Consider the following 22938-nt stretch of genomic DNA (forward strand, 5'->3'; position numbering starts at 1 on the left):
GCCCTGCCGTCGCCACGTGTGACCGCGCATCGGGCCGGACCTGCCCTTTCGAAATGCAATTCCGTTTCGCCGGGCGATCACCCCGGGCGGCGCCCGCCTCTCCCCGGGAGGGCCCTACCCTCAGCGCGCCTGATCCACGGGTCAGACCGCCCCGCGGATCAGTTCGAACGCCAGCCCCCACATCACCAGCCCGATGAACAGGTCGAGCACTCGCCACGCGCGGGGCGAGGTCATGACCGGCGCCAGAAGCCGCGCCCCGTAGCCCAGCGAGAAGAAGAACGCGAAGGAGGCGCAGACCGCGCCGATCCCGAAGGCCGCCTTCGTCTCCACCCCGTGGAACTGTGTCGACACCGCGCCGATCAGCCCCAGCGTATCAAGGTAGACATGCGGGTTCAGCCAGGTGAAGGCGGCGCCCACGGCCAGCGTCCGCCCCAGCCCCGCGCTCTGCCCCGCCAGCACCAGCGCGTAATCCCCCCGCCACGCGGCGATCATCCTTTGCGCGCCGTAGACCGCCAGAAATGCCGCGCCGGCCAGTGACATCACCCGCGGCAGCCAGGGCACCAGCGACACCACCGCACCGAAGCCGGTGACCCCGGCAGAGATCAGCACCGCATCAGACAGCGAACAGAGCAGGACGAGCGGCAGCACATGCGCACGCAATAGCCCCTGCCGCAGGACAAAGGCATTCTGCGCCCCGATCGCAAGGATCAGCGACCCTCCGGTGAGGAAGCCGGTCAGCGCGGGTCCCAGCATCTAGCGCGCGGCCTTCGCCGGGGGCGTGGCCGGATCCTTGGGGTTGGGATACACCAGCCCGGCCGAGATGATCAGCTTTGCCGCGTCCTCGACCTTCATGTCGAGGAGCGTCACCTCCGAGGCAGGCAGGTACAGCAGAAAGCCCGAGGTCGGGTTTGGCGTGGTCGGCAGGAAGACCGACACGATCGCCTCCTCCGCCGGGATGCGCTGCGCGATCTCGCCCTTGGCATTGGTCGAGACGAAGCCGATCGCCCAGATCCCCTTGCGCGGGTATTCCACCAGGCAGGCCTTGTCGAAATTCGATTCCGTCTGGGCAAAGACCGTCTCGGCGATCTGCTTCAGCCCCGCGTAGATCGAACGCACGACGGGCATCCGGTCGACCATCCGCTCGCCCCAGCCCAGCATCGAGCGGCCGATGATGCCCTTGGCCAGCCAGCCGACGATCACCGTGAAGACGAGAAAGATGATGACGCCGACGCCGCGGATGTTGATCGCGAACTGCGGCCCCAGCCAGTCGCCCAGAAGGCTGCCCGGCTGGAACCTGCGCGGGATGAAGGGCAGCACCCAGCTGTCGATCCAGCCGGTCACCGTCCAGATCAGGTAAAGGGTCAGGCCGATCGGCAGCACGACCACCAGGCCGGTCAGGAAAGAATTGCGCAACCGCCCGAACCGGCGGCGCTTTTTCGGGTGATGCTCGTCGTGTTCGGTCATGCGCGTCCCTGTCGTCAGGGCAGACTGTACGGGGCGCACGTGCGCCCCGCAATGGGCGGCGCACAGCAGTTCCCTGCCCGATGATCAGATCAGGTGACCGGGCGAAGCCATCCCGACCGGCGCCGCGGCGCCGGTCACCACGTGCACGCAAAGGGACGCGCAGCCGGGGACTTAGGCGGTCGCGAACCTGCGCCCCGGGACGTCTAGCGCGACGACTGCGCCGCGATCTCGACCGCGATCGCCGCGGCGAGGCGGGCGTTCGACAGCACCAGCGCGATATTGGCCTCAAGCGAGCGGCCCTCGGTGATCTCGAAGATCCGGCCCAGGAGGAAGGGCGTCACTTCCTTGGCCGCGATCCCCTGCTCCACGGCTACCGCCAGCGCGGCCTCGATCGCCGGAACGATCTCGGCCCGCGGGATCTCCGCCTCGGCGGGGATCGGGTTGGCAACCAGCTGGCCGCCCGCCAGCCCCAGCGCGCCGCGCGCCAGATGCGCCCGGGCGATCGCCGCCGCGCTGTTCATGCTGAGCGGCGCCTTCAACCCCGACTCACGCGACCAGAAGGCGGGAAAGCCCTCCTGCCCGTAGGCGATCACCGGCACGCCATTGGTTTCCAGCACCTCGAGCGTCTTGGGCACGTCGAGGATCGCCTTCGCCCCGGCCGCCACCACCGTGACCGGGGTCAGCGACAGCTCGCGCAGGTCGGCCGAGATGTCGAACGTCTCCTCCGCGCCGCGGTGCACCCCGCCGATGCCCCCGGTGGCAAAGACCGAGATCCCCGCCAGCGCCGCCGCAATCATCGTCGCCGCCACCGTCGTGGCCCCCGTGGCCCCCTCGGCCAGACAGACCGCGAGGTCGGCGCGCGAGAGCTTGCGAACCCCCGTCGCCTGCCCCAGCCGGTCAAGCGCGGCCGCATCGAGACCGATGTGCAGCTTGCCGTCCAGCACGGCGATGGTCGCGGGCACGGCCCCAGCGCCGCGAATCTCGGCCTCGACCGCACGGGCAGTCTCGACGTTGCGGGGCCAGGGCATGCCATGGCTGATGATGGTCGATTCCAGCGCCACCAGCGGACGCCCCGCCTGCTGCGCCTCGGCCACCTCTCGGGACAGGATCAGTTCGGTCATCAGGGCCTCCGTTCCGGATCGAAGCCCGCCCTATCGCAGGCACCGCGGAAGAGCGCAATCCCCCTTTGCGGGCAAGGTCTTCACGCCGCCGGACAGGGCGGTTCCCCCAGCGCCGCGCCCCGGCCGGCCGCGGCGCGGTGTCGCGGGAACTTCCCGACGCGGTCGTGCGTTGGTCGATCAAATCTCAAGCCCAGCCACAGGAGGCCTGTCATGGCGACCACGACGAAGTCCACCGACACGAAACCCGAAGTTCCCGACCTTGCCGCCGAAGTCGCGGCGCTGCGCAACGAAATGAGCAACGTCATCTCGCTGATGGGCCGCCTCGGCCAGGATAGCGCGACCGTGGCCCGCGATTCCGCCAAGGCCAAGGTGGCCGAGGGCGTCGCGCGCGGGTCGGAAGCGGCAGGCAAGGCGGCCGACCGCGCCCGCAACGAATGGGCCGGCGTCGAAAGCCGGATCCTGGCCGAGACGCAGGCGCGTCCGTGGCGCACCTTGGGCATCGCCGCGCTGGGCGGCTTTGCGCTGGGCATCTTCCTGCGCCGGCGCTGACGGCAGGGGGGAACGTCGGGATGGGGATCATCCCCAGAATATTCGCGGCTTTGCTGCGCGAAGAGATCGGGGCGGTCCGGGGGCGTTTTGCCGCCGAGGCCGCCTTCGGTGCGATCATCGCGCTCTGCGTGGTGCTGGCGCTCGGCTTCGGGATCGCTCTGGGCGTGACCGCTCTGGCGCAAAGCTACGGCGTGCTGGTGGCGCTGGGGACGGCCGCGCTGTCGGCCCTGCTGCTGGCGCTGATCGTCTGGGGCCTGATGGTGCGCGCCCGCCGCCGTGCCAGGCGCGCCCGGATGCTGCGCCGCGCCAACCAGGTGCGGGCGCTCCGCCTCGCGCTGATCGAGACCGCGCCGATCCTGCGCAACGCGCCGCTCCTGGCCTTCGGGGCGGCCTTGTTCGCGGGCCTCGCGATGGGCGGCGAGACCGAGAGCGAAGGCGAGGACGAGGGTTAGACCACCTCGCCCGAGACGTAATCGGCCGCCGATTTCAGCGCCGCCTCAAGCGCGGATGCGCGGTCGTCACCGCGCAGCTCGGCCACGACGTGGCCGGCCATGAAACTGTCGCCGGCACCGGTGACGCGGCGCACCATGACCGGGGGCGGCACGCGCGAGATGATGCCCGCCCCGCTGCCGTCGGCGCAGGCCCGGCCGCCATCCGTCACCAGCACCCGGCGCGCGCCGCGCGCCATCAGCCCCTCGGCCGCGGCTTCCGCCGTCCCGAACTGGCAATGGCAAAGCAGCCCCGCCTCCTCCAGATTGACGTAGAGCGTGGCCCTCCGGTGGCCAAGCAGCGGCATCAGCCGCTCCGCCTTGCCGGGGGAGGCCGGGGCAAGCCGCAGGTCGGCGGCGGCAAGCAGCGGGCTCTCGGCGATCTCGGACAGAAGCGCCTGCGTCAGGTTCCCGTCGAGCGCGACCGGCCCGGTCCAAGGCGCCCCTTCCCGGCCCAGACGGCCATCTTCCAGCGGCGCCAGGATCTTTGCCCCGGCCGTTTCCAGCGAATGCGCATCGGCGATCGCGGCCACCAGCCCGCCGCCGCCCTCGATCGCCATGTAGCGATCGGTCGGCAGATCGTCGGAACGATAGACATAGTCGGTGTCGACCCCCAGCGGCCGGCAAGCGGCGATCAGTTCCCGCCCCTCGGCATCCTGGCCGACCGCGGTCAGCACCGCCGGATGCAGCCCGAACCGCGCAAGCGTCTGCGCGATGTTCATCGCCACTCCCCCGGGGATCCGGGTGATCCGGCCCGGCACGTCCGAACCGAGCCGCAGCGCCGAAGGGGAACGGCCGATGATGTCCCACAGGACGGCACCGATGCAGAGGATGTCAGGACGTGTGGTCATCGCCGCCTCATGCCCGAGCGTCATATCCGTGACAAGCCTGGAGCCGTGAGTATTTCGACAAGGATGAAGTTGGAAGGAAGGCGCCCTTGCCCTCATCCTGGCGGAAATCCTCCGCGGGGGTCCGGGGGCGCGAAGCCCCCGGCGCTCTCCGGGCGGCCACGCCGCTCAAAGCGCTGCGGCGCGCTGCATGCCGTGGCGGCTCGACAGTTCCTCGGCGACGAGGAACGCGAGCTCAAGCGATTGCGAGGCGTTTAGGCGCGGGTCGCAGGCGGTGTGATAGCGCGACGAGAGATCGCCGTCGGTCACCGCACGCACGCCGCCGGTGCATTCGGTCACGTCCTTGCCGGTCATCTCGAAATGCACGCCGCCGGGGATCGTTCCTTCCGCGTTGTGAACCGCGAAGAACTCGCGCACCTCGCGCAGCACGCTCTCGAACGGCCGGGTCTTGAAGCCCGAGGCCGACTTGATCGTGTTGCCGTGCATCGGGTCGCAGGTCCAGGCGACACGCGCGCCCATCTCCTGCACCGCGCGGACGAGCTTCGGCAGGTGGTCGCCCACCTTGCCCGCGCCGAAGCGCGCGATCAGGGTAAGGCGCCCGGCCTCATTCTCCGGGTTCAGCTTCTCGATCAGCACCTTGAGGTCGTCGACCTCCAGCGAGGGGCCGCATTTCAGGCCGATCGGGTTCTGCACGCCCTTGCAGAATTCGACATGCGCGCCGTCCGGCTGGCGGGTACGGTCGCCGATCCAGATCAGGTGGCCCGAGCCCGCGATCGGCAGGCCCGAGGTCGAATCGACCCGGCAGAGCGCCTCTTCGTATTCCAGCAGAAGCGCCTCGTGCGAGGTGTAGAAATCCACCGTCGACATGGCGCTGGTGGTGTCGGCGTTCACCCCGGCCGCGTTCATGAAGTCGAGCGCGTCGCCGATCCGGTTCGACAGTTCGCGGTAGCGTTCCGCCTTGTCGTCTTCGGCAAAGCCCAGGGTCCAGGAATGCACCCGGTGAATGTCGGCGAACCCCCCCGTGGAGAAGGCGCGCAGCAGGTTCAGCGAGGCCGCGGCCTGGGTGTAGGCCTGCAGCATCCGCGCCGGATCGGGGATCCGCGCCTCGGGAGTGAAGTCGAAGCCGTTGATGATGTCGCCGCGGTACGAGGGCAGCTCCACCCCCTTCACCGTCTCGGTCGCTGCCGAGCGCGGCTTGGCGAACTGGCCGGCCATGCGGCCCACCTTCACCACCGGCACCTTGGCGCCGTAGGTCAGCACGACGGCCATCTGCAGCAGCACGCGGAAGGTGTCGCGGATGTTGTCGGCCGAGAATTCGCTGAAGCTCTCGGCGCAATCGCCGCCCTGCAGCAGGAACGCGCGGCCTTCGGACACGGCGGCGAGCTTCTGCTTGAGCTTGCGCGCCTCGCCCGCGAAGACCAGAGGCGGCATGCGCGAGAGCGTGGCCTCCACCCCCGCGACCGCGGCGGCGTCGGGATACTCGGGCATCTGCACCCGCGGCTTGGTGCGCCAGTCGGATTTGGTCCAGCCCTTGGTCATCGTCGTCTCCAGTTCCGGGTCGTCGTCCTGTAGGGCGGCCGGGGGCATCCCGACCGCAGGTCGGTCGCGGGTATACGCGAGCAGGTCATCATTGCAAAGCGCAAAGACCCGGCGCGCGGGTGGCAGGTGCCTGATTTTCGGGCAGTGGTTCGCGGTCTTTCCTGGGCGGCCGCATGGGGGCAGCGCTTCTGTGACGAGGGTCCGGGCGGGTGGAGAGGACGGCGGCGGGGGCGCTGCCCCCTGCACCCCCCGGGATATTTTCGCTCAGAAGAAGATCAGGGCGTTTCGTTTCTGCCGAGGGGGAATATCCCGTGCGTCGGCTGCGGGCGTCGGGGGGCGTGCGTCGGGGGGCGTGCGAGAGCGCCGTCCGGTCCGGGTCGCACGGTCGTGCTTGACTGGCCGATCAACCTCTTGTAGCGGGCGCTGATACCTGTTTCCGTAGTGCGGAAACGACATGCACAGGTCGCGTTATGCCCGTTCGCCCGGCCGCCTCGCTTCGCCCTGCCCGTCCCGCTGGCGCACAGCCACCGCGGCGCTTCGTGTTTCTGCTGCTCGACAATTTCACGATGCTCAGCTTCGCCGGCGCGGTGGAGCCCCTGCGCATCGCCAACCGCATGGCCGGGCGCGAGGTCTACACCTGGCGGCTGGCCGGCGAGAGCGGCGATTTCGTGACCTGCTCCAACGGGGCGTCGTTCCGGCTCGACATCGGTCTCGACGAGCTGGTGCGCGAGGATGTGCTGCTGGTCTGCGGCGGGATCGACGTGCAGAAGGCGACCACACGGTCGGTGATCAACTGGCTGCGGCGCGAGGCGCGGCGCGGGGTGACCATGGGCGGGCTTTGTACCGGGGCCTATGCGCTGGCCCGCGCGGGTCTTCTGGACGGCAAGCGCGCGACCATCCACTGGGAGAACCAGGACGGTTTCCTCGAGGAGTTCGAGGAGGTCAACCTGACCAAGTCGGTCTTCGTCGTCGATGGCCAGCGGATGTCGACCGCGGGGGGAACGGCCTCGATCGACCTGATGCTGAAGCTGATCGCGGACGACCATGGCGAGGATCTGGCGAACGCGGTGGCCGACCAGCTGATCTATTCCGCGATCCGCACCGACCAGGATACCCAGCGCCTGTCGATCCCCACCCGGATCGGCGTGCGCCACCCCAAGCTGGCCGGCGTGATCCAGAAGATGGAGCAGGCGATCGAGGATCCGATCAGCCCCGCCGATCTTGCGCGCGAGGTGGGCATGTCCACCCGCCAGCTGGAGCGGCTGTTCCGCCGTTACCTCAACCGCAGCCCCAAGCGCTATTACATGGAGCTGCGCCTGCAAAAGGCGCGCAACCTGCTGATGCAGACAGACATGAGCGTGATCAACGTGGCGCTGGCCTGCGGTTTCGCCTCTCCCTCGCACTTCTCGAAGTGCTATCGCGCCCATTACAACACGACACCATATCGTGAACGCGGTTCACATGGAACGAGACTGTCCATCTGATCAGCCTGCCCCTGCGTAAACCCCTTATTACAAGGGGATAAGGGGCGTTCTTGAGGGATAACACGCCAATCCATCGCAATCCGTGATGCCCTCCATCCGAATATCTTCCCTTTTCCCGAGACCCGTCTTAGGGTTCGGCCAGGGTCACGATCCAACATGGGAGACAACAAATGAAGAAACTGCTGCTGGCTAGCGCCGCGGTCGCGCTCGGCGCCTCGATGGGCGCCACCGGCGCGATGGCCAAGGACGTGAAGATGGGGATCATCCTCGGCTTCACCGGCCCGCTCGAATCGATCACCCCCGCCATGGCCGCCTCGGCAGAGATGGCGATCAGCGAGGTGAATGCCTCGGGCAAGTTCATGGACGGCGACAAGATCGTTCCCGATCGCGGCGACTCCACCTGTATCGACGCCACCGCCGCCACCGCGACGGCCGAGCGCCTGGTCACCGCCGACCACATCGCCGGGATCATGGGCGCCGACTGCTCGGGCGTCACCGGCGCCATCCTGCAGAACGTCGCGCGCCCGAACGGCGTGGTGATGATCTCGCCCTCGGCCACCTCGCCCGCGCTTTCGACCGCGCCGGACGACGGGCTGTTCTTCCGCACCGCCCCGTCGGATGCGCGTCAGGGCCAAGTGATGGCAGATGTGATCCTTGCGAAAGGCATCAAGTCGGTCGCCGTGACCTACACCAACAACGACTACGGCAAGGGGCTCGCCGACAGCTTCAAGGCGGCCTACGAGAAGGGCGGCGGCAAGGTCACCATTGTGGTCCCGCATGAGGACGGCAAGGCCGACTACTCTGCCGAAGTCGGCTCCATGGCGTCGGCCGGCGGCGACATGCTGGTGGACGTGGGCTATGTCGACCAGGGCGGCAAGGGCATCGTGCAAGCCGCGCTCGACTCGGGCGCCTTCTCGAAGTTCTTCTTCCCCGACGGGATGTACGGCGACACGCTGCTGAAAACCTTCGGCAAGCAGCTTGACGGGTCGATGGGCTCCGTCCCCGGCACCGACAGCCCGGGCGCCAAGGACTTCCTCGACCTCGCCAAGAAAGCCAAGCCGGCGTTCGACGGCACCTCGTCCTACACCGGCGAAAGCTATGACGCCGCGGCGCTCATGATGCTGGCCATGCAGGCCGCCAAGTCGACCGATCCCAAGGTCTACAAGGACAAGATCATGGACGTGGCCAACGGCCCGGGCGAAAAGATCTATCCCGGTCAGCTGGGCAAGGGCCTGGAGCTGCTTTCGGAAGGCAAGAAGATCGACTATGTCGGCGCGACCAACGTGTCGCTGGTCGGCGAAGGCGATGCCAAGGGCAACTTCAAGATCTACGACTACAAGGACGGCAAGCGCGAAACGCTGGAATACAAGTGATGCGTCTCGCCTGATGATAGGAACGGCCCGGGTCATGCCCGGGCCGTTGCCGTAGACAGAGTAACCATCGCGCGCAATCAAATGCGCCCCTGGCCCGGCCCCTTCCACGCGCGCCGGTCAACAGGGGCCTCAAACAGGGGGCTTTGAGACACGAATGATCGTTGTCGAGAACCTGCACAAACATTTCGGGGGCTTCCACGCGGTGGACGGCGCCTCGCTGGAGATCGCCAAGGGGTCGATCACCGGTCTGATCGGGCCGAACGGGGCCGGAAAGACCACCCTCTTCAACGTCATCGCCGGGCGCCTGCCGCCCACCTCGGGGCGCGTCATCATGGATGGCGAGGACATCACCGGCCTCGCCCCGCACCAGCTGTTTCACAAGGGGCTGCTGCGCACCTTCCAGATCGCGCATGAGTTCAGCTCGATGACGGTACGCGAGAACCTGATGATGGTGCCGCCGCACCAGCATGGCGAAACGCTCTGGAACGCCATGTTCCGCCGCGGCGCGATCCGCGAAGAGGAAAGGGCGCTTGCCAAGAAGGCAGACGAAGTTCTTGAATTCCTGACCATTTCCCATATCGCCGACGAAAAGGCGGGGAACATCTCGGGCGGGCAGAAGAAGCTTGTGGAACTGGGCCGCACGATGATGGTCGACGCCAAGATCGTCTTCCTCGACGAGGTGGGCGCCGGCGTGAACCGGACGCTTCTGAACACCATCGGCGACGCGATCGTGCGGCTGAACAAGGAACGTGGCTACACCTTCTGCGTGATCGAGCACGACATGGATTTCATCGGCCGCCTCTGCGACCCGGTCATCGTGATGGCCGAGGGCCGCGTGCTGGCCGAAGGGTCGGCCGCGCATATCATGGAAAACGAGGCGGTGATCGAGGCCTATCTGGGCACCGGTCTCAAGAACAAGGCAAAAGCCGAGGCGTAAGCGGCCCGGCCCCTCGGGGGCAGGCCGTTTTTCGTCGACATTCCAGGGGGATAGAAACCAATGCCATTCCTGATTGGAGAGGCGATGACGGGCGGCTATGGCGCCGCGGACATCCTGCACGACTGCACCATCGCGGTCGACAAGGGACAGATCGCCGTCATCGTCGGCCCGAACGGCGCCGGCAAGTCGACCGCAATGAAGGCGGTCTTCGGCATGCTGAACCTGCGCAAGGGCCGCGTCGTGCTCGACGGCACCGACATCACCGGGCTCTCGCCCCAGGACCGGGTCGCGCAGGGCATGGCCTTCGTGCCGCAGACCTCGAACATCTTCACCTCGATGACGGTCGAGGAAAACCTCGAGATGGGCGCCTTCCTGCGCCGCGACGACATCCGCGCGACGATCGAGCAGATCTACACCCTGTTCCCGATCCTCAAGGAAAAGCGCCGGCAGGCGGCGGGTGAGCTTTCCGGCGGCCAGCGCCAGCAGGTGGCCGTCGGCCGCGCGCTGATGACCCAGCCCAAGCTCCTGATGCTCGACGAACCCACCGCCGGCGTCTCGCCCATCGTGATGGACGAGCTTTTCGACCGGATCATCGAGGTCGCCCGCACCGGCATCTCGATCCTCATGGTCGAACAGAACGCCCGCCAGGCGCTCGAGATCGCCGACAAGGGCTATGTCCTCGTGCAGGGTGCCAACCGCTACACCGACACGGGCGAGGCGCTTCTGGCCGACCCCGAGGTCCGCAGAACCTTCCTGGGGGGCTGAGCCATGGATTTCCTAAACGGTCTCATCGCGCTCGCGAACTACGTGCTGATCCCCGCCACCTCCTACGGCGCGCAGCTGGCGCTGGGGGCGCTGGGGGTGACGCTGGTCTACGGGATTCTCAGGTTCTCGAACTTCGCCCATGGCGACACCATGGCCTTCGGGACCATGATCACCATCCTCTTCACATGGCTGTTCCAGAGCTGGGGCATCAGCCTTGGCCCGCTGCCGACCGCCCTTCTGGCGCTGCCGCTGGGCATCATCGGCACCGCGCTGTTCGTGCTGGGCACCGACCGCGTCGTCTATCGCTTCTACCGACGGGCCAAGGCCGCGCCGGTGATCCTCGTGATCGTGTCGATGGGGGTGATGTTCGTCATGAACGGCCTCACCCGCTTCATTATCGGGACCGGCGAACAGAATTTCGCCGACGGCTCGCGCTTCCTGATCACAGCGGGCAAGTTCAAGATGGCGACGGGGATGGAGGAAGGCCTTGCCGTCCGCACGACGCAGGTGATCACCGTGGTCACCGCCGTGATCGTCGTGGCCCTTCTATTCTGGTTCCTGAACAAGACCCGCACCGGCAAGTCGATGCGCGCGTTTTCCGACAACGAGGACCTCGCGCTGCTGTCGGGCATCAACCCCGAACGCGTGGTGATGGTGACCTGGATCATCGTGGCGGGGCTGGCGACGATCGCGGGCGTGCTCTACGGCCTCGATAAATCGTTCAAGCCCTTCACCTACTTCCAGCTTCTGCTGCCGATCTTCGCAAGCGCCGTCGTGGGGGGACTCGGCAATCCGCTGGGCGCCATCGGCGGCGGCTTCATCGTGGCCTATTCCGAGGTCGCGGTCACCTATGCCTGGAAGAAGGTGCTTGGCTACTGGCTGCCCTCGGCGCTGGTGCCGGACGGCCTCGCGCAGCTGATGGGGACGGATTACAAATACGCCGTCTCCTTCGTCATCCTGATCATCGTGCTCCTGTTCAAGCCGACAGGACTGTTCAAGGGGAAATCGGTATGAGCGCTCCCGTCAAGAATTCGCTGCTGTTCCTCGTGCTGGCCATGATGTTCCTCGCCTCCGCCCTGATGCAGAGCTGGGGGGCGGCGCTCGACATGCTCGTCGTCGGCCTCGCCTCGGCGATCATGGCGCTGGGGGTGAACATGCAATGGGGCTACGCCGGGCTCTTCAACGTTGGCGTCATGGGCTTTTCCGCGCTCGGCTCGCTCGCCATGGTGCTGATCGCCACGACCGCCCGGCCGCAGGCCTGGACGGCGGGCGGCTGGATGATCCCGATCGCCCTGGCGATCGGTGCGGCGGTGGTGCTGCTGGCGATCGGCCTGTGGCGCTGGATGCCGAAGGGCAAGGTTCGGGCGCTGGCGCTGATCGTGCTGCTGATCGTCGGCTTCATCGTCTACCGCGCGGTCTTCGATCCGGGCGTCACCGCCGTCGAGGCGATCAACGCTTCGGCTGCGGGGAACATCGGCGGCCTCGGCGTGGCGTGGTTCTTCCAGCTCCTCGGGGCGAGCAAGGACACCGCCCTGCAACTCGCCGTCTGGGTGGCCTGGCCGGTGGGCGGGCTGATCGCTGCCGGCGCCGCCTGGATTGTCGCCAAGACGGCGCTGGGGCTGCGCTCGGACTACCTCGCCATCGCAACGCTCGGTATCGCCGAAATCATCGTCACAGTGCTGAAGAACGAGGACTGGCTCGACCGCGGGGTGAAGAACGTCTACGGCTTGCCGCGCCCCTATCCGGTGCCGCAGCAGGTCGACCTGCAGCAACATGCCGGTTTCATTTCCTGGGCGAAGTCCTGGGGGCTCGACCCCACCAACGCCGCCAACCGGATCGTGCAGCTGGAATACGTGGTGATCTTCGCGGTCATCCTGATCGTGATCCTGACTCTCGTCGAGTTGGCGCTGAAATCGCCCTGGGGCCGGATGATGCGCGCGATCCGCGACAACGAGATCTCGGCCGAGGCGATGGGCAAGGACGTCAAGGCGAGGCACCTGCAGGTCTTCGTCATCGGCTCGGCGGTGATCGGCATCGCCGGCGCGATGGTGACCTCGTACACCGGGCTGTTCTCGCCCACGACCTATCAACCGCTGCGCTGGACCTTCCTGATCTGGGTGATGGTGATCGTCGGCGGCTCGGGCAATAACTGGGGCTCGGTGCTCGGCGGCCTGCTGATCTATTTCCTGTGGATCGAGGTGGAGCCGGTGGGCAAGTGGCTGCTTGCACTGATCACCGACCCGATGCCCAACACTTGGGCGTTGAAGGGCCACCTGCGCGAAAGCGCCGAACAGATGCGCCTGATGACCATGGGTATCGTGCTTCTCCTCGTCCTCAGGTTCTCGCCAAGGGGCCTGATCCCCGAGAAGTGAGGGCAGGCGCGCGGCCCCCTCATCGGCCCGGGCCAGGTGCCCGGGCCTCTTCGTCTCAGCTGGCGCCCCGGACCTGCCCACCGCGCGGGCCGCCAGGGAAGATGCGTATTTGCGGAACAATGAAAGGAAGGGCACAAGTTCCTGTTTTCATTGTTCCGCAAATACGCCGGCGACCGGGCGGGATCAGAATGCCGGTTCGGCTTCCGGGGAACACGATCTGGGCACGGCCGAGGAGAGATCGGCGCTATCGCCGTGGCCGCGTTTCTCAAGGTGGCCCTTGACGATGAACATCGGCGTGAAGTCCGGCGCGGCGATCTGCGGCTCTTCCAACCGGGTCAGGTAGCAGCCGCCGAAGACCTGCACGCCGTCGGCGCTTTGCGCGGCGATCGCCACCGGGATGGTGGCGTAGGTGCTGCCCGCGGCGCCCTCTTCGGTCACCTTGCCGAAGGCCAGGCGGACCCCGGTGGTTCCGGCGTAGCCCTGGGCGAAGGCCTTGTAGCTTTCGACCGGTTTCTGCGGCCCGTAGTAGTTCCACGCCCGGGCGTATTGCTGGAGCGCGATCGCGTTGTAGAGCGAGCGGATCAGCCGCTCCGGTGTCGAGCGGTCGTCGAGATAGCGCGGCGTCGCCGACGCGGCCGCGCCGTTCACCGCGCCGGTCAGCGGTTCGGGGCTGGCGGGGGCCGCGTTCTGCGCGAGGGCGGCGGCGGGCAGGGACGACAGCAGTACCGCGGCAAGGGTGGCGCGGGTGCGGTGAGACAGGACGGTGGGCATCGCATTCCTCCTCGGTCGGCGGCGATGGAGGGGAAACGCAGAGCTGGCGAGCCCGTTCCGTCCCGTCCGAGACACCGGCGGCGCACCGGCCCCGGGCACCCTGCCCCTTCGCGACACGATCTGTCGTTTCCCGACATGATTCCACCCCGGCGGCCCACCACTCTGGCGCCAGAAGACGCCCGCACCGGGCCCCCTACAGTGCCAGGAGTCCCCCATGAAATCGCACACCAGAGTGGCCGTGATCGGCGGCGGAGTCGTCGGCTGTTCGGTTCTTTACCACCTGACGAAGCTTGGCTGGTCCGACGTCATGCTGATCGAGCGGTCGGAGCTGACCTCGGGTTCCACCTGGCACGCGGCGGGCGGGTTCCATACGCTCAACGGCGACACCAACATGGCGGCGCTGCAGGGCTATACCATCCGTCTCTACCGCGAGCTCGAGGAGATCACGGGGCTTTCCTGCGGCTTGCACCATGTTGGCGGGATCACCCTGGCCGACACCGAGGCGCGCTTCGACATGCTCAAGGCCGAACGGGCCAAGCACCGTTACATGGGCCTCGACACGCGGATCCTGTCGCCGTCGGAGGTGAAGGACTTCGCCGAGATCGTCAACACTGACGGCATCATCGGCGCGCTGTACGATCCTCTGGACGGCCACCTCGACCCGTCGGGCACCACGCATGCCTATGCCAAGGCCGCGCGCATGGGCGGGGCCGAAATCGTTTTGCACAACAGGGTGTTGGAAACCAATCCTCTGGCGGATGGCTCGTGGGAGCTGGTCACCGAACAGGGCACGGTCATCGCCGAACACGTGGTCAACGCGGGCGGTCTCTGGGCGCGCGAGGTCGGCGCGATGGCGGGCGTCTACCTGCCGCTCCTGCCGATGGCGCATCAATACGTGGTGACCGACGATATTCCGGAAATCTATGAGCGCGGCAGCGAGTTTCCCCATGTCATGGACCCGGGCGGTGAAAGCTATCTGCGGCAGGAAGGCCGCGGCCTCTGCATCGGGTTCTACGAGAAACCCTGCGAGGGTTGGGCGATCGGCGGCACGCCCTGGGGCTTTGGCCATGAACTGCTGCCCGACAACCTCGACAAGATCTCGGATTCGATCGAATTCGCCTATCGCCGCTTCCCGGTGCTGGAACGTGCCGGCGTGAAATCGGTGATCCACGGCCCCTTCACCTTCGCCCCGGACGGCAACCCGCTGCTCGGCCCGGTGCCGGGGCTGAGGAACTACTGGTCCGCCTGCGCCGTGATGGCGGGCTTCAGCCAGGGTGGCGGCATGGGCCTGATGCTGGCGCAATGGATGATCCATGGCGAGACGGAGCGCGACCCGCGCGGTTTCGACGTCGCCCGCTTCGGCAACTGGACCACGCCGGGCTATACCGTGCCCAAGGTGATCGAGAACTACCAGACGCGCTTTTCCGTGGCCTATCCGAACGAAGAAAAACCCGCCGCGCGCCCGTTCCGCATGACGCCGATGTACGACGTGTTCGACGGCATGCGCGCGGTCTGGGGCCAGCAATACGGGCTGGAGGTGGTGAACTACTTCGCCCCCGAGGGGGAGCCCACGTTCGAGACCCCGACTTTCCGCCGCTCCAACGCATGGGAGGCCACGGCTGCCGAGGTAAAGGCCGTCCGCGAAGCCGTTGGAATCAATGAGCTTCAGAACTTTGGCAAGTACCTGGTGAAGGGACCGAACGCGCGCGCCTGGCTCGACCGGATCATGGCCGGCTTGATCCCGGCGGAGGGGCGAATCTCGCTCACCCCGATGCTATCGGAAAGCGGTCATCTCTATGGCGACTTCACCGTCTCCTGCCTCGGCCCCGAGGAATTCCAGCTGACCGCGAGCTACGGCGCGCAGGACTGGCACATGCGCTGGTTTGAGACGCATATGGAAGACGGCGTAACGCTGGAAAACATCTCGGACAGCCGCACGGGGTTCACCATTGCGGGGCCGAGGGCCCGCGACCTGCTGGCCAAGGTGGTTCACCATGCCGATGTCAGCGCGGAGGCCTTCCGCTTCATGGATGTGAAGCGCATGACCATCGGCATGGCCGATTGCCTGGTGCAGCGCGTCAGCTACACCGGCGATCTGGGGTTCGAAATCTATTGCGACCACATGTCGGTGCGGCATCTGTGGAACGTGCTCTGGCCTGCGGGGCAGGAATTCGGGCTGAAACCCTTCGGCATGCGGGCGATGATGTCGCTGCGGCTCGACCGTTTCTTCGGGTCCTGGGGGCGCGAATTCACGCCGGATTACACCCCCGCCGAGACCGGCCTCGACCGCTTCATCCGCTGGAAGAAGGAGGCCGACTTCATCGGCCGCAAACCCGCCGAGACGGAGCGCACCGAAGGCCCCGCCCGCAAGCTTGCCAATTTCATCGTCGAGGCCGACGGCGCCGATGTCATCGCGTGGGAGCCGATCTGGCTTGACGATGAGGTGGTCGGTTACTGCACCTCGGGCGGCTATTCGCACCACACCGGGCAATCGGTCGCCATCGGTTTCCTGCCGACCGAGCGGATCGCCGAGGGCCTTGCCGTCGAGATCGAGATCCTGGGAGAGCGGCGTCCGGCCCGGTTGACCACGCAGTCGCTCTGGGATCCCGCGGCGGAACGGATGCGCTGCTGATATCTTCCCGGTGGGGCGGGGGAGATACCCCGCATTCGCTGTTAGAAATAGTAACTACATCATAATGGCTTGAAGAAAAAACTTCATCCTAATGAGGCTCTTCCTGCAACCGCCCGCCGATGCGCCATGGACCCGATTGCACATCTTCGCGGCCGCGGCCATCATCGCGTGATGAGCGACCTCATGATCCTGATACCCGCAGCGGGCGATTCCCGGCGCATGCGCGGCACCGACAAGCTGACCCAGGACGTCGGTGGCGAGGCGCTGCTGCGGCACATCGCGTCGGCGGCGCTGGCGACCGGGCAACAGGTGGTTGTCACCCTGCCGCCGCTGCGCCATCCGTTTCACGAGGGGCGGCTTGCCGCGCTCGCGGGGCTGCCGGTGGTGGTCGAGCAAGTGGACGATGCGGCCGAGGGGCTTTCTGCTTCGCTCCGAAAGGGCATGCTGCCGATCGGCACGACCGAGACACAGGGCGTGATGGTGCTGCTGGCCGACCTGCCCGAAATCACCGCTGCGGACCTTGGCACGCTGATCGCCGACTTTCTGACCACGCCTGACCGCGTGCTGCGCGCCACCTCCACCGACGGCACGCCGGGGCATCCGGTGATCCTGCCGCGCCGGGTGTTCCCCCAGCTGGCGCAGCTTTCCGGCGATGCCGGTGCGCGTGACATCCTGCGCGAGGAAGCCAAGGCCCGGCGCATGAGGTTCCGTGCCCTGCCGGGCCAGCGCGCTACCACCGATCTCGACACGCCCGAGGCGTGGGAGGCCTGGCGCGCCGCGCAGAACTGACCCCTCCTCGCCAACAATCGCGCCAAAGATACGTCATTGCCCTGAATGCCGAAACGGCGGGCCGGGAAAACCCGGTCCGCCATCACGGCTCAAGCCCAGAGTGCGCCCCCATACCCCGGACGAGCCGGGAACCGGTGTGATCAGCACCGGCCCCGCTGCGTGGGGTGGCCTCAGTGACCGAGAAGTGCCGCTTCGTGCCGCTTCAGGGTCTTGCGCGCCGCGGTGTAGCCTTCCATCCCCTCCGAGGTCTGCAGTTCCGGGAAGAGTTCGAAGATCTCGCTACGCTGCGAGTTGCCCATGCCCGAGAGCGTGTAATCGCCGGGCTGGAAGCTTTCGGTCCAGGCACCGTTCGACAGCACCACCTCGTGGTTGTCGAACATGAAGTGGATGTAGGTGGTGCCCATCGAGTCGATCGCATGGATGCCCTGGTTGTTGACCACGTGTTTCGCGGCGACCAGAACCTCGTGCTCGTCGAAGTAGAGCGCGGTGCGGTCGTTGGCCACCAGGATGCGGTGGTTGGGCGACACCATCATGTCACGCTCCGGCAGGCCGTCGCCCAGCGACCCGGCGCGGATCAGGATCGGCTTCAGGTGGCTGTTCGCCGCCAGTTCCTTCCAGTCGAGCGCGGTCTTGCCGGCCCAGCGGATCTCCTGAATGCCGTTGTCGCGGGTGATGACCTTGTCGCCGGGCACCAGATCCTCGACCAGGCGCTCGCCCTTCGGCGTCGCGATCAGCGTGCCGGGCGTGAAACAGGGCACCGGAGGCGGGTTGTGGCAATCGTCGCCGCCGCCGTGATGACCGCCGCCCCCGTGGTGGTGATAATCATCGCCGCCGCCGTGATGGTGGTCATCGCCGCCACTGCTGTGGTGGCCACCGCTGCCATCGTCGCAATCGTTCGAGTCACCGCCCGAGTGATGGTCCCCGTCGCCGCCCCCGGTGTAACCCCAGGAATCGCCGCCGCCATGACCGCCGGTATCGCAATCGTCCCCGCCGCCGGTGTGGCCGCCGCTGCCCCAGCTGTCGTCGTCGTGATTCGTCATCGCCCAAACTCCCAAGTCACCCGGCCCGGCCTGTTCGCCATCGGCCCACAATTACCCGACCGCTTCCGAGCGCCGCGCGGACGCATGGAAAGCGACGCCGCCGAATGGCAGCCATTGCCGGACCTGATCGTGATGGCCAGTTACCGGATCATGAGACGAAGGAGCAGGATCCAGGCACCGCGGAGGTGCATGGTTCAGGGTATTCGGGTGGTCAGACGGATCGCCCGCAGCCCGGCAGCTCTTTCGTACTCATGACCGGCACACTGATTAAGTGCCATACCACTTACAGGCCGCCCCCACGGCCATAATGTCCCCCAATCGGACGAGTTCTTTGTACCGCCAGCCCCCGGCGCGGCAAAGGGAAAAGTGGCGCAACCATGGCATCCAGAGGGCCAGGTCGGGGCCATTCGGTGCCGTTATGGAAGGGTGCCAACCCCCTGCCCTGACAGTCATTGTTGCGCATTCGAAATCTATCCCGTGCCGCCTTGCTGCGCCCGGAAGATAGGCGCAGCACCTGTATACACGAGGCTTTAACGCTTTCACGAGGTGGATTCCCGCTGCGCCGCGGCCCCCTCGCCTCGCGGCGGGAGCAGTGAATTGTTTCGCTTACGAGATCAGTTACGATGTCCAAATTATGGCGAAGCACTGCCCCATTTCAGGGCAATTGTGTCGAAACAAAGGCATCCCAGACATGCTGCGACGCAGGCTAATTCCCGGAAATGCCACAGATTGTTGCCCCAGCACGGTTAACCAGACACGAATCACTCGCCTACCACGATTTCGCCCGCGACGGTTTTTCGCGGCGACCTGCGGCGACGCGACGGCTACATCAGGGGTGAAGCGGCGACCGAAAGGGCCGGCCGCAAAGACGGAGGCAAGGATGGCCGACGGTTCCATCATCGGGTTCGGGGTACTTCTGGCGCATGTGCTGCTGTTCGGCGGCGTGGCCTATGCCTACCGACAGTTCCGACGCGCCGGACAGGATGCGGGCGCCCCGGACGACACACTGCCGACAAACGCACTGTCGACCAACACACTGAGCGAGGTCGCCATGCCAGAGGCCGCAGTGGCCGGGCCCGCCCAGGACTGACCGCAGGCAGTCTCCCGCAGGAAAACCCCAACGCCCCGCAGGACCGGCACGACCGGCGGACCCTTGCGTATCTTCTCGCCGAAGATTGGCGTTCCGACGGCAAAACTGCTTACCTGCCCCCCATGGAACACGCAGCCCTTCCTCCCCGGCCGATCGCCGGTGCGGCCATGGTCAACCTGACCATCGCCATATCGCTCGCCCTCTGCGCGCTGATCCTGTTCGGAACGCTGTCGCCGCACCCTGTCCTGTCGAGCCGCGCGCTTGGTAGCGACAAGATCCAGCACTTCCTCGGCTTCGGCAGCATCGTCGCGCCGGCGGGCCTGCTGCGGCCCCGTCTCCTGTGGTTCACCGTGCCGCTCGCGGTGCTGCTTGGGGGCGCGGTGGAACTGATCCAGCCCTTTGTCGGTCGCGACTGCGACATCCACGATTTCTACGCCGATTGCACCGGGATTGTGATCGCGGTCGTCGCGACCACCTCGCTGCGATTCGTGCTGCGCCGCGGGGGCAAGACGGCCAGCACCCGCACCTGATCACCTGCAACCATGTGCCGTGGGGCCGCGGCCCCGCGTCCCGGAACCGCGTGGGCGAGGCATGGTCCTTCCTGCCGATCTCTGCCCGAGCCGACGCAGGCAGGCCAACGCGGGCCGCGCACGACCGCACAAACCTTCGTGCGGACAGGACCGCGCCGGCAGGTTCCCGCAAACCGACCCCGGTACGAGGGCAACCTTCCGCCGAGACGCCTCGGCACGTTTGACTTCCGCGCCCGCCGCCACATCCCCTTCGGTATGCGATCTGTTTTCATGCGGCCCGACAGGGACATACCGGTCACACTTGTATTCGCCCTGCTGGGCGCCCTTCTGCTGCCGTCCTGCTCCCGGCCGGAGGATACCTCGCGCGTGGTGCCCGAGGATCACGCCGTTAAAGTCTCCCGAACGGAGCTGATCGGCCTCAACCAGACCGACATCCGCATGTGCGCGGGCTTTCCGAGCGCGACGGTGGATGTCGGCGCCCAGGGGACGATCTGGACCTATACCAAGACGACGACGCGGGGCGGCGTCAGCGTGAGCCTTCCCAGCGTCGAGGCCGGGCCCCTCGAGGGCACGGCCGGATCGGTATCGCTTGCCGGCGGGGCGAATTGCTCGATGCAGGTGCGGTTCATCAACGGCAAGGTTGTCCAGGTCGCCTTCTCTGGCGACAACAACGGGCGCACGCTTCTCGACAAGTACTGCGCCCCGGTGGTCGACAGCTGCGACCGCTACGCCGAGAACGGCTGGAGCACCGAACCACACGCCCCGACAGACAAGGCGCCAACCGGAAAGGCCGGGTAAGCGCCCCGGCGGGGCGCCCTGCCCGGCTGCGCTGCGCATAACAATTCAACGTGGTGCCCGAGGTCGGACTCGAACCGACATGCCTTGCGGCGGCGGATTTTGAATCCGCTGCGTCTACCATTCCGCCACTCGGGCCTGATCCCGGGCAATAGCCGCGCCCCCGGCCCGCGTCAACGCCCATCGCAGCCGCTCCCGCCCGGTTCCAGCAGCCTTCGCTTGACCTTGGCGCCCCCGCGTGCTGCAACGCAGCCAGACCCGCGAGGCCCCGATCGAGGCGAGTGATGCTGCGCAAGACCTACGACTGGACGATCTCGCTGGCGCAATCGCGGCACGCTTACTGGGCGCTGTTCGTCGTGGCCTTCATCGAAAGCTCGATCTTTCCGATCCCGCCGGATGTCCTGATCATCCCGATGGTCATCGCCCGGCCCCGCCACGCCTGGCGCGTGGCAAGCGTGGCGCTGGTCGGCTCCGTCCTGGGCGGAATCGCGGGCTATGGCATCGGCGCCGTGCTGTTTCAGCAGATCGGAGAACCGATCCTGCAGTTCTACGGCAAGATGTCGGCCGCGCAGGAATTCGCGCATCGGTTCAACGACTACGGCGCCTGGGCCGTGCTGATCGCAGGGGTGACGCCCTTCCCCTACAAGGTGATCACCATCGTCTCGGGCTGGACGCATCTGAACTTCTGGGTCTTCATGATCGCCTCGGTCGTGGCCCGGGGCTTGCGCTTCTACATCATCGCGGGCCTTCTGAGGGTCTTCGGCGAACCGGTCCGCGACTTCATCGAACGCCGGCTCGGGCTGGTGTTCACCCTGGCCATACTGCTCCTCATCGGGGGCTTCGCAGCCGTGAGGTACCTATGACACGTGACAGACTTGTTCTCATCGCCGGGCTCGGCTCGGTCGCGGCGCTTCTGGTGGCGCTCGGGTTCGAATATATCGGCGGGCTCGCCCCGTGCGAGCTATGCATGACCCAGCGCTGGGAACATGGCGCGGGCATCGTGGTCGCCGTCGCGGCCCTGATCCTGCCGTGGCGCAGCGTCTCCTGGCTGGGCGCGCTGGCGATGCTGGCGGGGATCGTGACCGGTGTCTACCAATGGGGCACGCAGATGAAATGGTGGGAGGGCCTTACCGAGTGCACCGCCACCCAGAACTTCGGCGCGATGTCATCGAAGGACGCGCTGAATGCGCTGATGAACGCGCCGATCGTGCGCTGCGACGCGATTCACCCGCCGTTCCCGATCCTCGGGCTGACGATGCCGGCGTGGAACGCGGTGCTGTGCTTCGTTCTGATGCTGATCTGGATCGTCGCCGCGCGCCGCAAGCCGCGCCCGCCGCTGGATTTCAAGGCCTGAGGCGCGGCGCCGGCCGGCCCGGCCCCGCAACGAGAGGGAGGAGACCCAGATGACCGAGCCGCGCACCTGCCTGCTGATCGGCGCGCCGATCGATTCCGGACAACGCCGCCCCGGCTGCCTGATGGGGCCTGCCGCCTACCGCGTCGCGGGGCTGGCGCAGGCGCTTGCCAGCCTCGGCCACCGGGTCGAGGATCGCGGCGACGTCACCCTGCCCACGCTCGGCGATCAGACCAGCCCCAACCCGGCGGTGCATTCCCTGCCCGAGACCGTGGGCTGGACCGAGGCGCTTTCGGCCGCGGTCGCGGCTGCCCTGCCCGATGGCCTGCCGATCGTGCTGGGGGGCGACCATTCGCTGGCGTTGGGGTCGGTGGCGGGGGCCGCGGCACACGCGGCCTCGGTGGACAGGCCGCTGTTCGTGCTGTGGCTCGACGCGCATTCCGATTTCCACACGCCTATGACCACGACCAGCGGCAACCTGCATGGCACGCCGCTCGCCTATATCGCCGGACGCGGCGATTTCGACGCCTTCCCGCCCTTCCCGGCGCCGGTGCCCGCAGCGAACATCTGTCTTTTCGGAATCCGCTCCGTCGACCCGGAAGAACATGCCGCGCTCCTCGACCACGAGATCGAGATCAACGACATGCGGGTGCTCGACGAATACGGCATCGTCGCGCCGCTGCGCGAGTTCCTGGAGAAGGTGAAGGCCGCGGAGGGAATGCTGCACGTCTCGCTCGACGTCGATTTCCTGGATCCCTCGATCGCGCCGGCGGTAGGCACGACGGTGCCGGGCGGCACGACCTTCCGTGAAGCGCACCTGGTGATGGAGCTCTTGCACGAATCCGGTCTGGTGACCTCGCTCGATCTGGTGGAGCTGAACCCCGCGCTCGACGAACGTTCGCGCACGGCAAAGCTGATGGTGGACCTCGCCGCCTCGCTCATGGGGCGCAAGGTCTTTGATCGCCCGACCCGGAGTTTCGGTTAGACGTCAGAGGTTTGT

The 22938-nt window shown here is 67.0% G+C and carries 23 protein-coding genes and 1 tRNA gene; 16 read left to right on the plus strand and 8 right to left on the minus strand.

All coding sequences use genetic code 11. From position 1 onward, the window contains the following. Nucleotides 1-141: 141 nt before the first annotated feature. From CVV76_RS03560 to CVV76_RS03570, 3 genes are all read right to left on the minus strand, one after another. Nucleotides 142-753 (minus strand): LysE/ArgO family amino acid transporter, encoded by a 612-nt coding sequence (locus tag CVV76_RS03560; protein WP_102223240.1) that lies wholly within the window; start codon nucleotides 751-753, stop codon nucleotides 142-144. Next, nucleotides 754-1464 carry a DUF502 domain-containing protein gene (locus CVV76_RS03565; protein WP_102223241.1) on the minus strand — a complete coding sequence of 237 codons (711 nt, stop codon included), beginning with the start codon at nucleotides 1462-1464 and terminating at the stop codon, nucleotides 754-756. 203 nt (nucleotides 1465-1667) lie between these two features. Continuing rightward, on the minus strand, nucleotides 1668-2585 hold the full coding sequence (locus CVV76_RS03570; protein WP_102223242.1) for a pseudouridine-5'-phosphate glycosidase: 918 nt from the start codon (nucleotides 2583-2585) through the stop codon (nucleotides 1668-1670). A 210-nt stretch (nucleotides 2586-2795) separates the two neighbouring features. On the opposite strand from CVV76_RS03570, the gene CVV76_RS03575 reads away from it, so the two are divergent. Continuing rightward, the gene (locus CVV76_RS03575) at nucleotides 2796-3134 is read left to right on the plus strand and encodes a DUF883 family protein (protein WP_102223243.1); all 339 of its coding nucleotides are present in this window, start codon (nucleotides 2796-2798) and stop codon (nucleotides 3132-3134) included. Nucleotides 3135-3154: 20 nt separating this feature from the next. Next, nucleotides 3155-3586 carry a hypothetical protein gene (locus tag CVV76_RS03580; RefSeq protein WP_102223244.1) on the plus strand — a complete coding sequence of 144 codons (432 nt, stop codon included), beginning with the start codon at nucleotides 3155-3157 and terminating at the stop codon, nucleotides 3584-3586. Here the strand turns inward: CVV76_RS03580 and CVV76_RS03585 are convergent. Together CVV76_RS03585 and CVV76_RS03590 are read right to left on the minus strand one after the other, a co-directional pair. Then, nucleotides 3583-4473 carry a PfkB family carbohydrate kinase gene (locus tag CVV76_RS03585; protein WP_102223430.1) on the minus strand — a complete coding sequence of 297 codons (891 nt, stop codon included), beginning with the start codon at nucleotides 4471-4473 and terminating at the stop codon, nucleotides 3583-3585. The genes CVV76_RS03580 and CVV76_RS03585 overlap by 4 nt on opposite strands. 165 nt (nucleotides 4474-4638) lie before the next feature. Next, nucleotides 4639-6009, minus strand: coding sequence for a class II 3-deoxy-7-phosphoheptulonate synthase (locus tag CVV76_RS03590; RefSeq protein ID WP_102223245.1), 1371 nt, complete (start codon nucleotides 6007-6009; stop codon nucleotides 4639-4641). A gap of 470 nt (nucleotides 6010-6479) precedes the next feature. On the opposite strand from CVV76_RS03590, the gene CVV76_RS03595 reads away from it, so the two are divergent. The 6 genes from CVV76_RS03595 (at nucleotide 6480) to CVV76_RS03620 (ending at nucleotide 12940) form a co-directional block, all read left to right on the plus strand. Then, a complete protein-coding gene (locus CVV76_RS03595; protein WP_102223246.1) occupies nucleotides 6480-7493 on the plus strand; it encodes a GlxA family transcriptional regulator in 1014 nt (337 codons plus the stop codon). Between the two features lie 170 nt (nucleotides 7494-7663). Continuing rightward, the gene (locus tag CVV76_RS03600; RefSeq protein ID WP_102223247.1) at nucleotides 7664-8866 is read left to right on the plus strand and encodes an ABC transporter substrate-binding protein; all 1203 of its coding nucleotides are present in this window, start codon (nucleotides 7664-7666) and stop codon (nucleotides 8864-8866) included. Nucleotides 8867-9020: 154 nt separating this feature from the next. After that, a complete protein-coding gene (locus tag CVV76_RS03605; protein ID WP_102223248.1) occupies nucleotides 9021-9803 on the plus strand; it encodes an ABC transporter ATP-binding protein in 783 nt (260 codons plus the stop codon). 60 nt (nucleotides 9804-9863) lie between these two features. After that, on the plus strand, nucleotides 9864-10568 hold the full coding sequence (locus CVV76_RS03610) for an ABC transporter ATP-binding protein (protein WP_102223249.1): 705 nt from the start codon (nucleotides 9864-9866) through the stop codon (nucleotides 10566-10568). Between the two features lie 3 nt (nucleotides 10569-10571). Then, nucleotides 10572-11582, plus strand: coding sequence for a branched-chain amino acid ABC transporter permease (locus CVV76_RS03615; protein WP_102223250.1), 1011 nt, complete (start codon nucleotides 10572-10574; stop codon nucleotides 11580-11582). Continuing rightward, on the plus strand, nucleotides 11579-12940 hold the full coding sequence (locus tag CVV76_RS03620; RefSeq protein ID WP_102223251.1) for a branched-chain amino acid ABC transporter permease: 1362 nt from the start codon (nucleotides 11579-11581) through the stop codon (nucleotides 12938-12940). Before CVV76_RS03615 ends, CVV76_RS03620 begins: the two co-directional genes overlap by 4 nt. 183 nt (nucleotides 12941-13123) lie before the next feature. Here the strand turns inward: CVV76_RS03620 and CVV76_RS03625 are convergent, their stop codons facing one another. Continuing rightward, nucleotides 13124-13711 (minus strand): hypothetical protein, encoded by a 588-nt coding sequence (locus CVV76_RS03625; RefSeq protein WP_102223252.1) that lies wholly within the window; start codon nucleotides 13709-13711, stop codon nucleotides 13124-13126. Nucleotides 13712-13925: 214 nt separating this feature from the next. Here CVV76_RS03625 and CVV76_RS03630 point away from each other — a divergent pair, with 214 nt between their 5' ends. Together CVV76_RS03630 and CVV76_RS03635 are read left to right on the plus strand one after the other, a co-directional pair. Further along, nucleotides 13926-16343 carry a GcvT family protein gene (locus tag CVV76_RS03630; protein WP_102223253.1) on the plus strand — a complete coding sequence of 806 codons (2418 nt, stop codon included), beginning with the start codon at nucleotides 13926-13928 and terminating at the stop codon, nucleotides 16341-16343. 183 nt (nucleotides 16344-16526) lie between these two features. Then, nucleotides 16527-17132, plus strand: a complete 606-nt coding sequence (locus tag CVV76_RS03635) for a nucleotidyltransferase family protein (RefSeq protein ID WP_233192703.1) — start codon at nucleotides 16527-16529, stop codon at nucleotides 17130-17132. A 170-nt stretch (nucleotides 17133-17302) separates the two neighbouring features. Here the strand turns inward: CVV76_RS03635 and CVV76_RS03640 are convergent, their stop codons facing one another. Next, the gene (locus CVV76_RS03640; RefSeq protein ID WP_102223254.1) at nucleotides 17303-18172 is read right to left on the minus strand and encodes a Hint domain-containing protein; all 870 of its coding nucleotides are present in this window, start codon (nucleotides 18170-18172) and stop codon (nucleotides 17303-17305) included. Between the two features lie 880 nt (nucleotides 18173-19052). Here CVV76_RS03640 and CVV76_RS03645 point away from each other — a divergent pair. From CVV76_RS03645 to CVV76_RS03655, 3 genes are all read left to right on the plus strand, one after another. Continuing rightward, complete coding sequence (locus CVV76_RS03645; RefSeq protein ID WP_102223255.1) at nucleotides 19053-19262, plus strand: hypothetical protein; 210 nt, start codon at nucleotides 19053-19055, stop codon at nucleotides 19260-19262. A 167-nt stretch (nucleotides 19263-19429) separates the two neighbouring features. Beyond that, a complete protein-coding gene (locus CVV76_RS03650; protein WP_146010240.1) occupies nucleotides 19430-19792 on the plus strand; it encodes a VanZ family protein in 363 nt (120 codons plus the stop codon). Between the two features lie 270 nt (nucleotides 19793-20062). Next, nucleotides 20063-20590: a hypothetical protein gene (locus tag CVV76_RS03655; protein WP_146010241.1), complete on the plus strand. Its 528-nt coding sequence runs from the start codon at nucleotides 20063-20065 to the stop codon at nucleotides 20588-20590. 51 nt (nucleotides 20591-20641) lie between these two features. Here CVV76_RS03655 and CVV76_RS03660 read toward each other — a convergent pair. Further along, nucleotides 20642-20725: transfer RNA gene (locus tag CVV76_RS03660), tRNA-Leu, on the minus strand. Between the two features lie 146 nt (nucleotides 20726-20871). On the opposite strand from CVV76_RS03660, the gene CVV76_RS03665 reads away from it, so the two are divergent. From CVV76_RS03665 to rocF, 3 genes are read left to right on the plus strand one after another with little or no spacing between them, the layout of a single operon-like run. Then, on the plus strand, nucleotides 20872-21450 hold the full coding sequence (locus tag CVV76_RS03665; RefSeq protein ID WP_102223258.1) for a YqaA family protein: 579 nt from the start codon (nucleotides 20872-20874) through the stop codon (nucleotides 21448-21450). Further along, nucleotides 21447-21941 (plus strand): disulfide bond formation protein B, encoded by a 495-nt coding sequence (locus CVV76_RS03670; protein ID WP_102223259.1) that lies wholly within the window; start codon nucleotides 21447-21449, stop codon nucleotides 21939-21941. The genes CVV76_RS03665 and CVV76_RS03670 overlap by 4 nt, the downstream gene beginning before the upstream one ends. Before the next feature lie 49 nt (nucleotides 21942-21990). Continuing rightward, the gene (gene rocF, locus CVV76_RS03675; protein ID WP_102223260.1) at nucleotides 21991-22923 is read left to right on the plus strand and encodes an arginase; all 933 of its coding nucleotides are present in this window, start codon (nucleotides 21991-21993) and stop codon (nucleotides 22921-22923) included. The last annotated feature ends 15 nt before the right edge of the window (nucleotides 22924-22938 follow it).

This window comes from Acidimangrovimonas sediminis, from assembly GCF_002871005.1.
In the GTDB taxonomy this organism is placed as follows: domain Bacteria; phylum Pseudomonadota; class Alphaproteobacteria; order Rhodobacterales; family Rhodobacteraceae; genus Acidimangrovimonas; species Acidimangrovimonas sediminis.

Bases quoted from the DNA above. Each gene is read 5' to 3' on its own strand.
- CVV76_RS03560 (WP_102223240.1), bottom strand. From the start codon at position 753: ATGCTGGGACCCGCGCTGACCGGCTTCCTCACCGGAGGGTCGCTGATC.
- CVV76_RS03565 (WP_102223241.1), bottom strand. From the start codon at position 1,464: ATGACCGAACACGACGAGCATCACCCGAAAAAGCGCCGCCGGTTCGGG.
- CVV76_RS03570 (WP_102223242.1), bottom strand. From the start codon at position 2,585: ATGACCGAACTGATCCTGTCCCGAGAGGTGGCCGAGGCGCAGCAGGCG.
- CVV76_RS03575 (WP_102223243.1), top strand. From the start codon at position 2,796: ATGGCGACCACGACGAAGTCCACCGACACGAAACCCGAAGTTCCCGAC.
- CVV76_RS03580 (WP_102223244.1), top strand. From the start codon at position 3,155: ATGGGGATCATCCCCAGAATATTCGCGGCTTTGCTGCGCGAAGAGATC.
- CVV76_RS03585 (WP_102223430.1), bottom strand. From the start codon at position 4,473: ATGACCACACGTCCTGACATCCTCTGCATCGGTGCCGTCCTGTGGGAC.
- CVV76_RS03590 (WP_102223245.1), bottom strand. From the start codon at position 6,009: ATGACCAAGGGCTGGACCAAATCCGACTGGCGCACCAAGCCGCGGGTG.
- CVV76_RS03595 (WP_102223246.1), top strand. From the start codon at position 6,480: ATGCCCGTTCGCCCGGCCGCCTCGCTTCGCCCTGCCCGTCCCGCTGGC.
- CVV76_RS03600 (WP_102223247.1), top strand. From the start codon at position 7,664: ATGAAGAAACTGCTGCTGGCTAGCGCCGCGGTCGCGCTCGGCGCCTCG.
- CVV76_RS03605 (WP_102223248.1), top strand. From the start codon at position 9,021: ATGATCGTTGTCGAGAACCTGCACAAACATTTCGGGGGCTTCCACGCG.
- CVV76_RS03610 (WP_102223249.1), top strand. From the start codon at position 9,864: ATGCCATTCCTGATTGGAGAGGCGATGACGGGCGGCTATGGCGCCGCG.
- CVV76_RS03615 (WP_102223250.1), top strand. From the start codon at position 10,572: ATGGATTTCCTAAACGGTCTCATCGCGCTCGCGAACTACGTGCTGATC.
- CVV76_RS03620 (WP_102223251.1), top strand. From the start codon at position 11,579: ATGAGCGCTCCCGTCAAGAATTCGCTGCTGTTCCTCGTGCTGGCCATG.
- CVV76_RS03625 (WP_102223252.1), bottom strand. From the start codon at position 13,711: ATGCCCACCGTCCTGTCTCACCGCACCCGCGCCACCCTTGCCGCGGTA.
- CVV76_RS03630 (WP_102223253.1), top strand. From the start codon at position 13,926: ATGAAATCGCACACCAGAGTGGCCGTGATCGGCGGCGGAGTCGTCGGC.
- CVV76_RS03635 (WP_233192703.1), top strand. From the start codon at position 16,527: ATGATCCTGATACCCGCAGCGGGCGATTCCCGGCGCATGCGCGGCACC.
- CVV76_RS03640 (WP_102223254.1), bottom strand. From the start codon at position 18,172: ATGACGAATCACGACGACGACAGCTGGGGCAGCGGCGGCCACACCGGC.
- CVV76_RS03645 (WP_102223255.1), top strand. From the start codon at position 19,053: ATGGCCGACGGTTCCATCATCGGGTTCGGGGTACTTCTGGCGCATGTG.
- CVV76_RS03650 (WP_146010240.1), top strand. From the start codon at position 19,430: ATGGTCAACCTGACCATCGCCATATCGCTCGCCCTCTGCGCGCTGATC.
- CVV76_RS03655 (WP_146010241.1), top strand. From the start codon at position 20,063: ATGCGGCCCGACAGGGACATACCGGTCACACTTGTATTCGCCCTGCTG.
- CVV76_RS03665 (WP_102223258.1), top strand. From the start codon at position 20,872: ATGCTGCGCAAGACCTACGACTGGACGATCTCGCTGGCGCAATCGCGG.
- CVV76_RS03670 (WP_102223259.1), top strand. From the start codon at position 21,447: ATGACACGTGACAGACTTGTTCTCATCGCCGGGCTCGGCTCGGTCGCG.
- rocF (WP_102223260.1), top strand. From the start codon at position 21,991: ATGACCGAGCCGCGCACCTGCCTGCTGATCGGCGCGCCGATCGATTCC.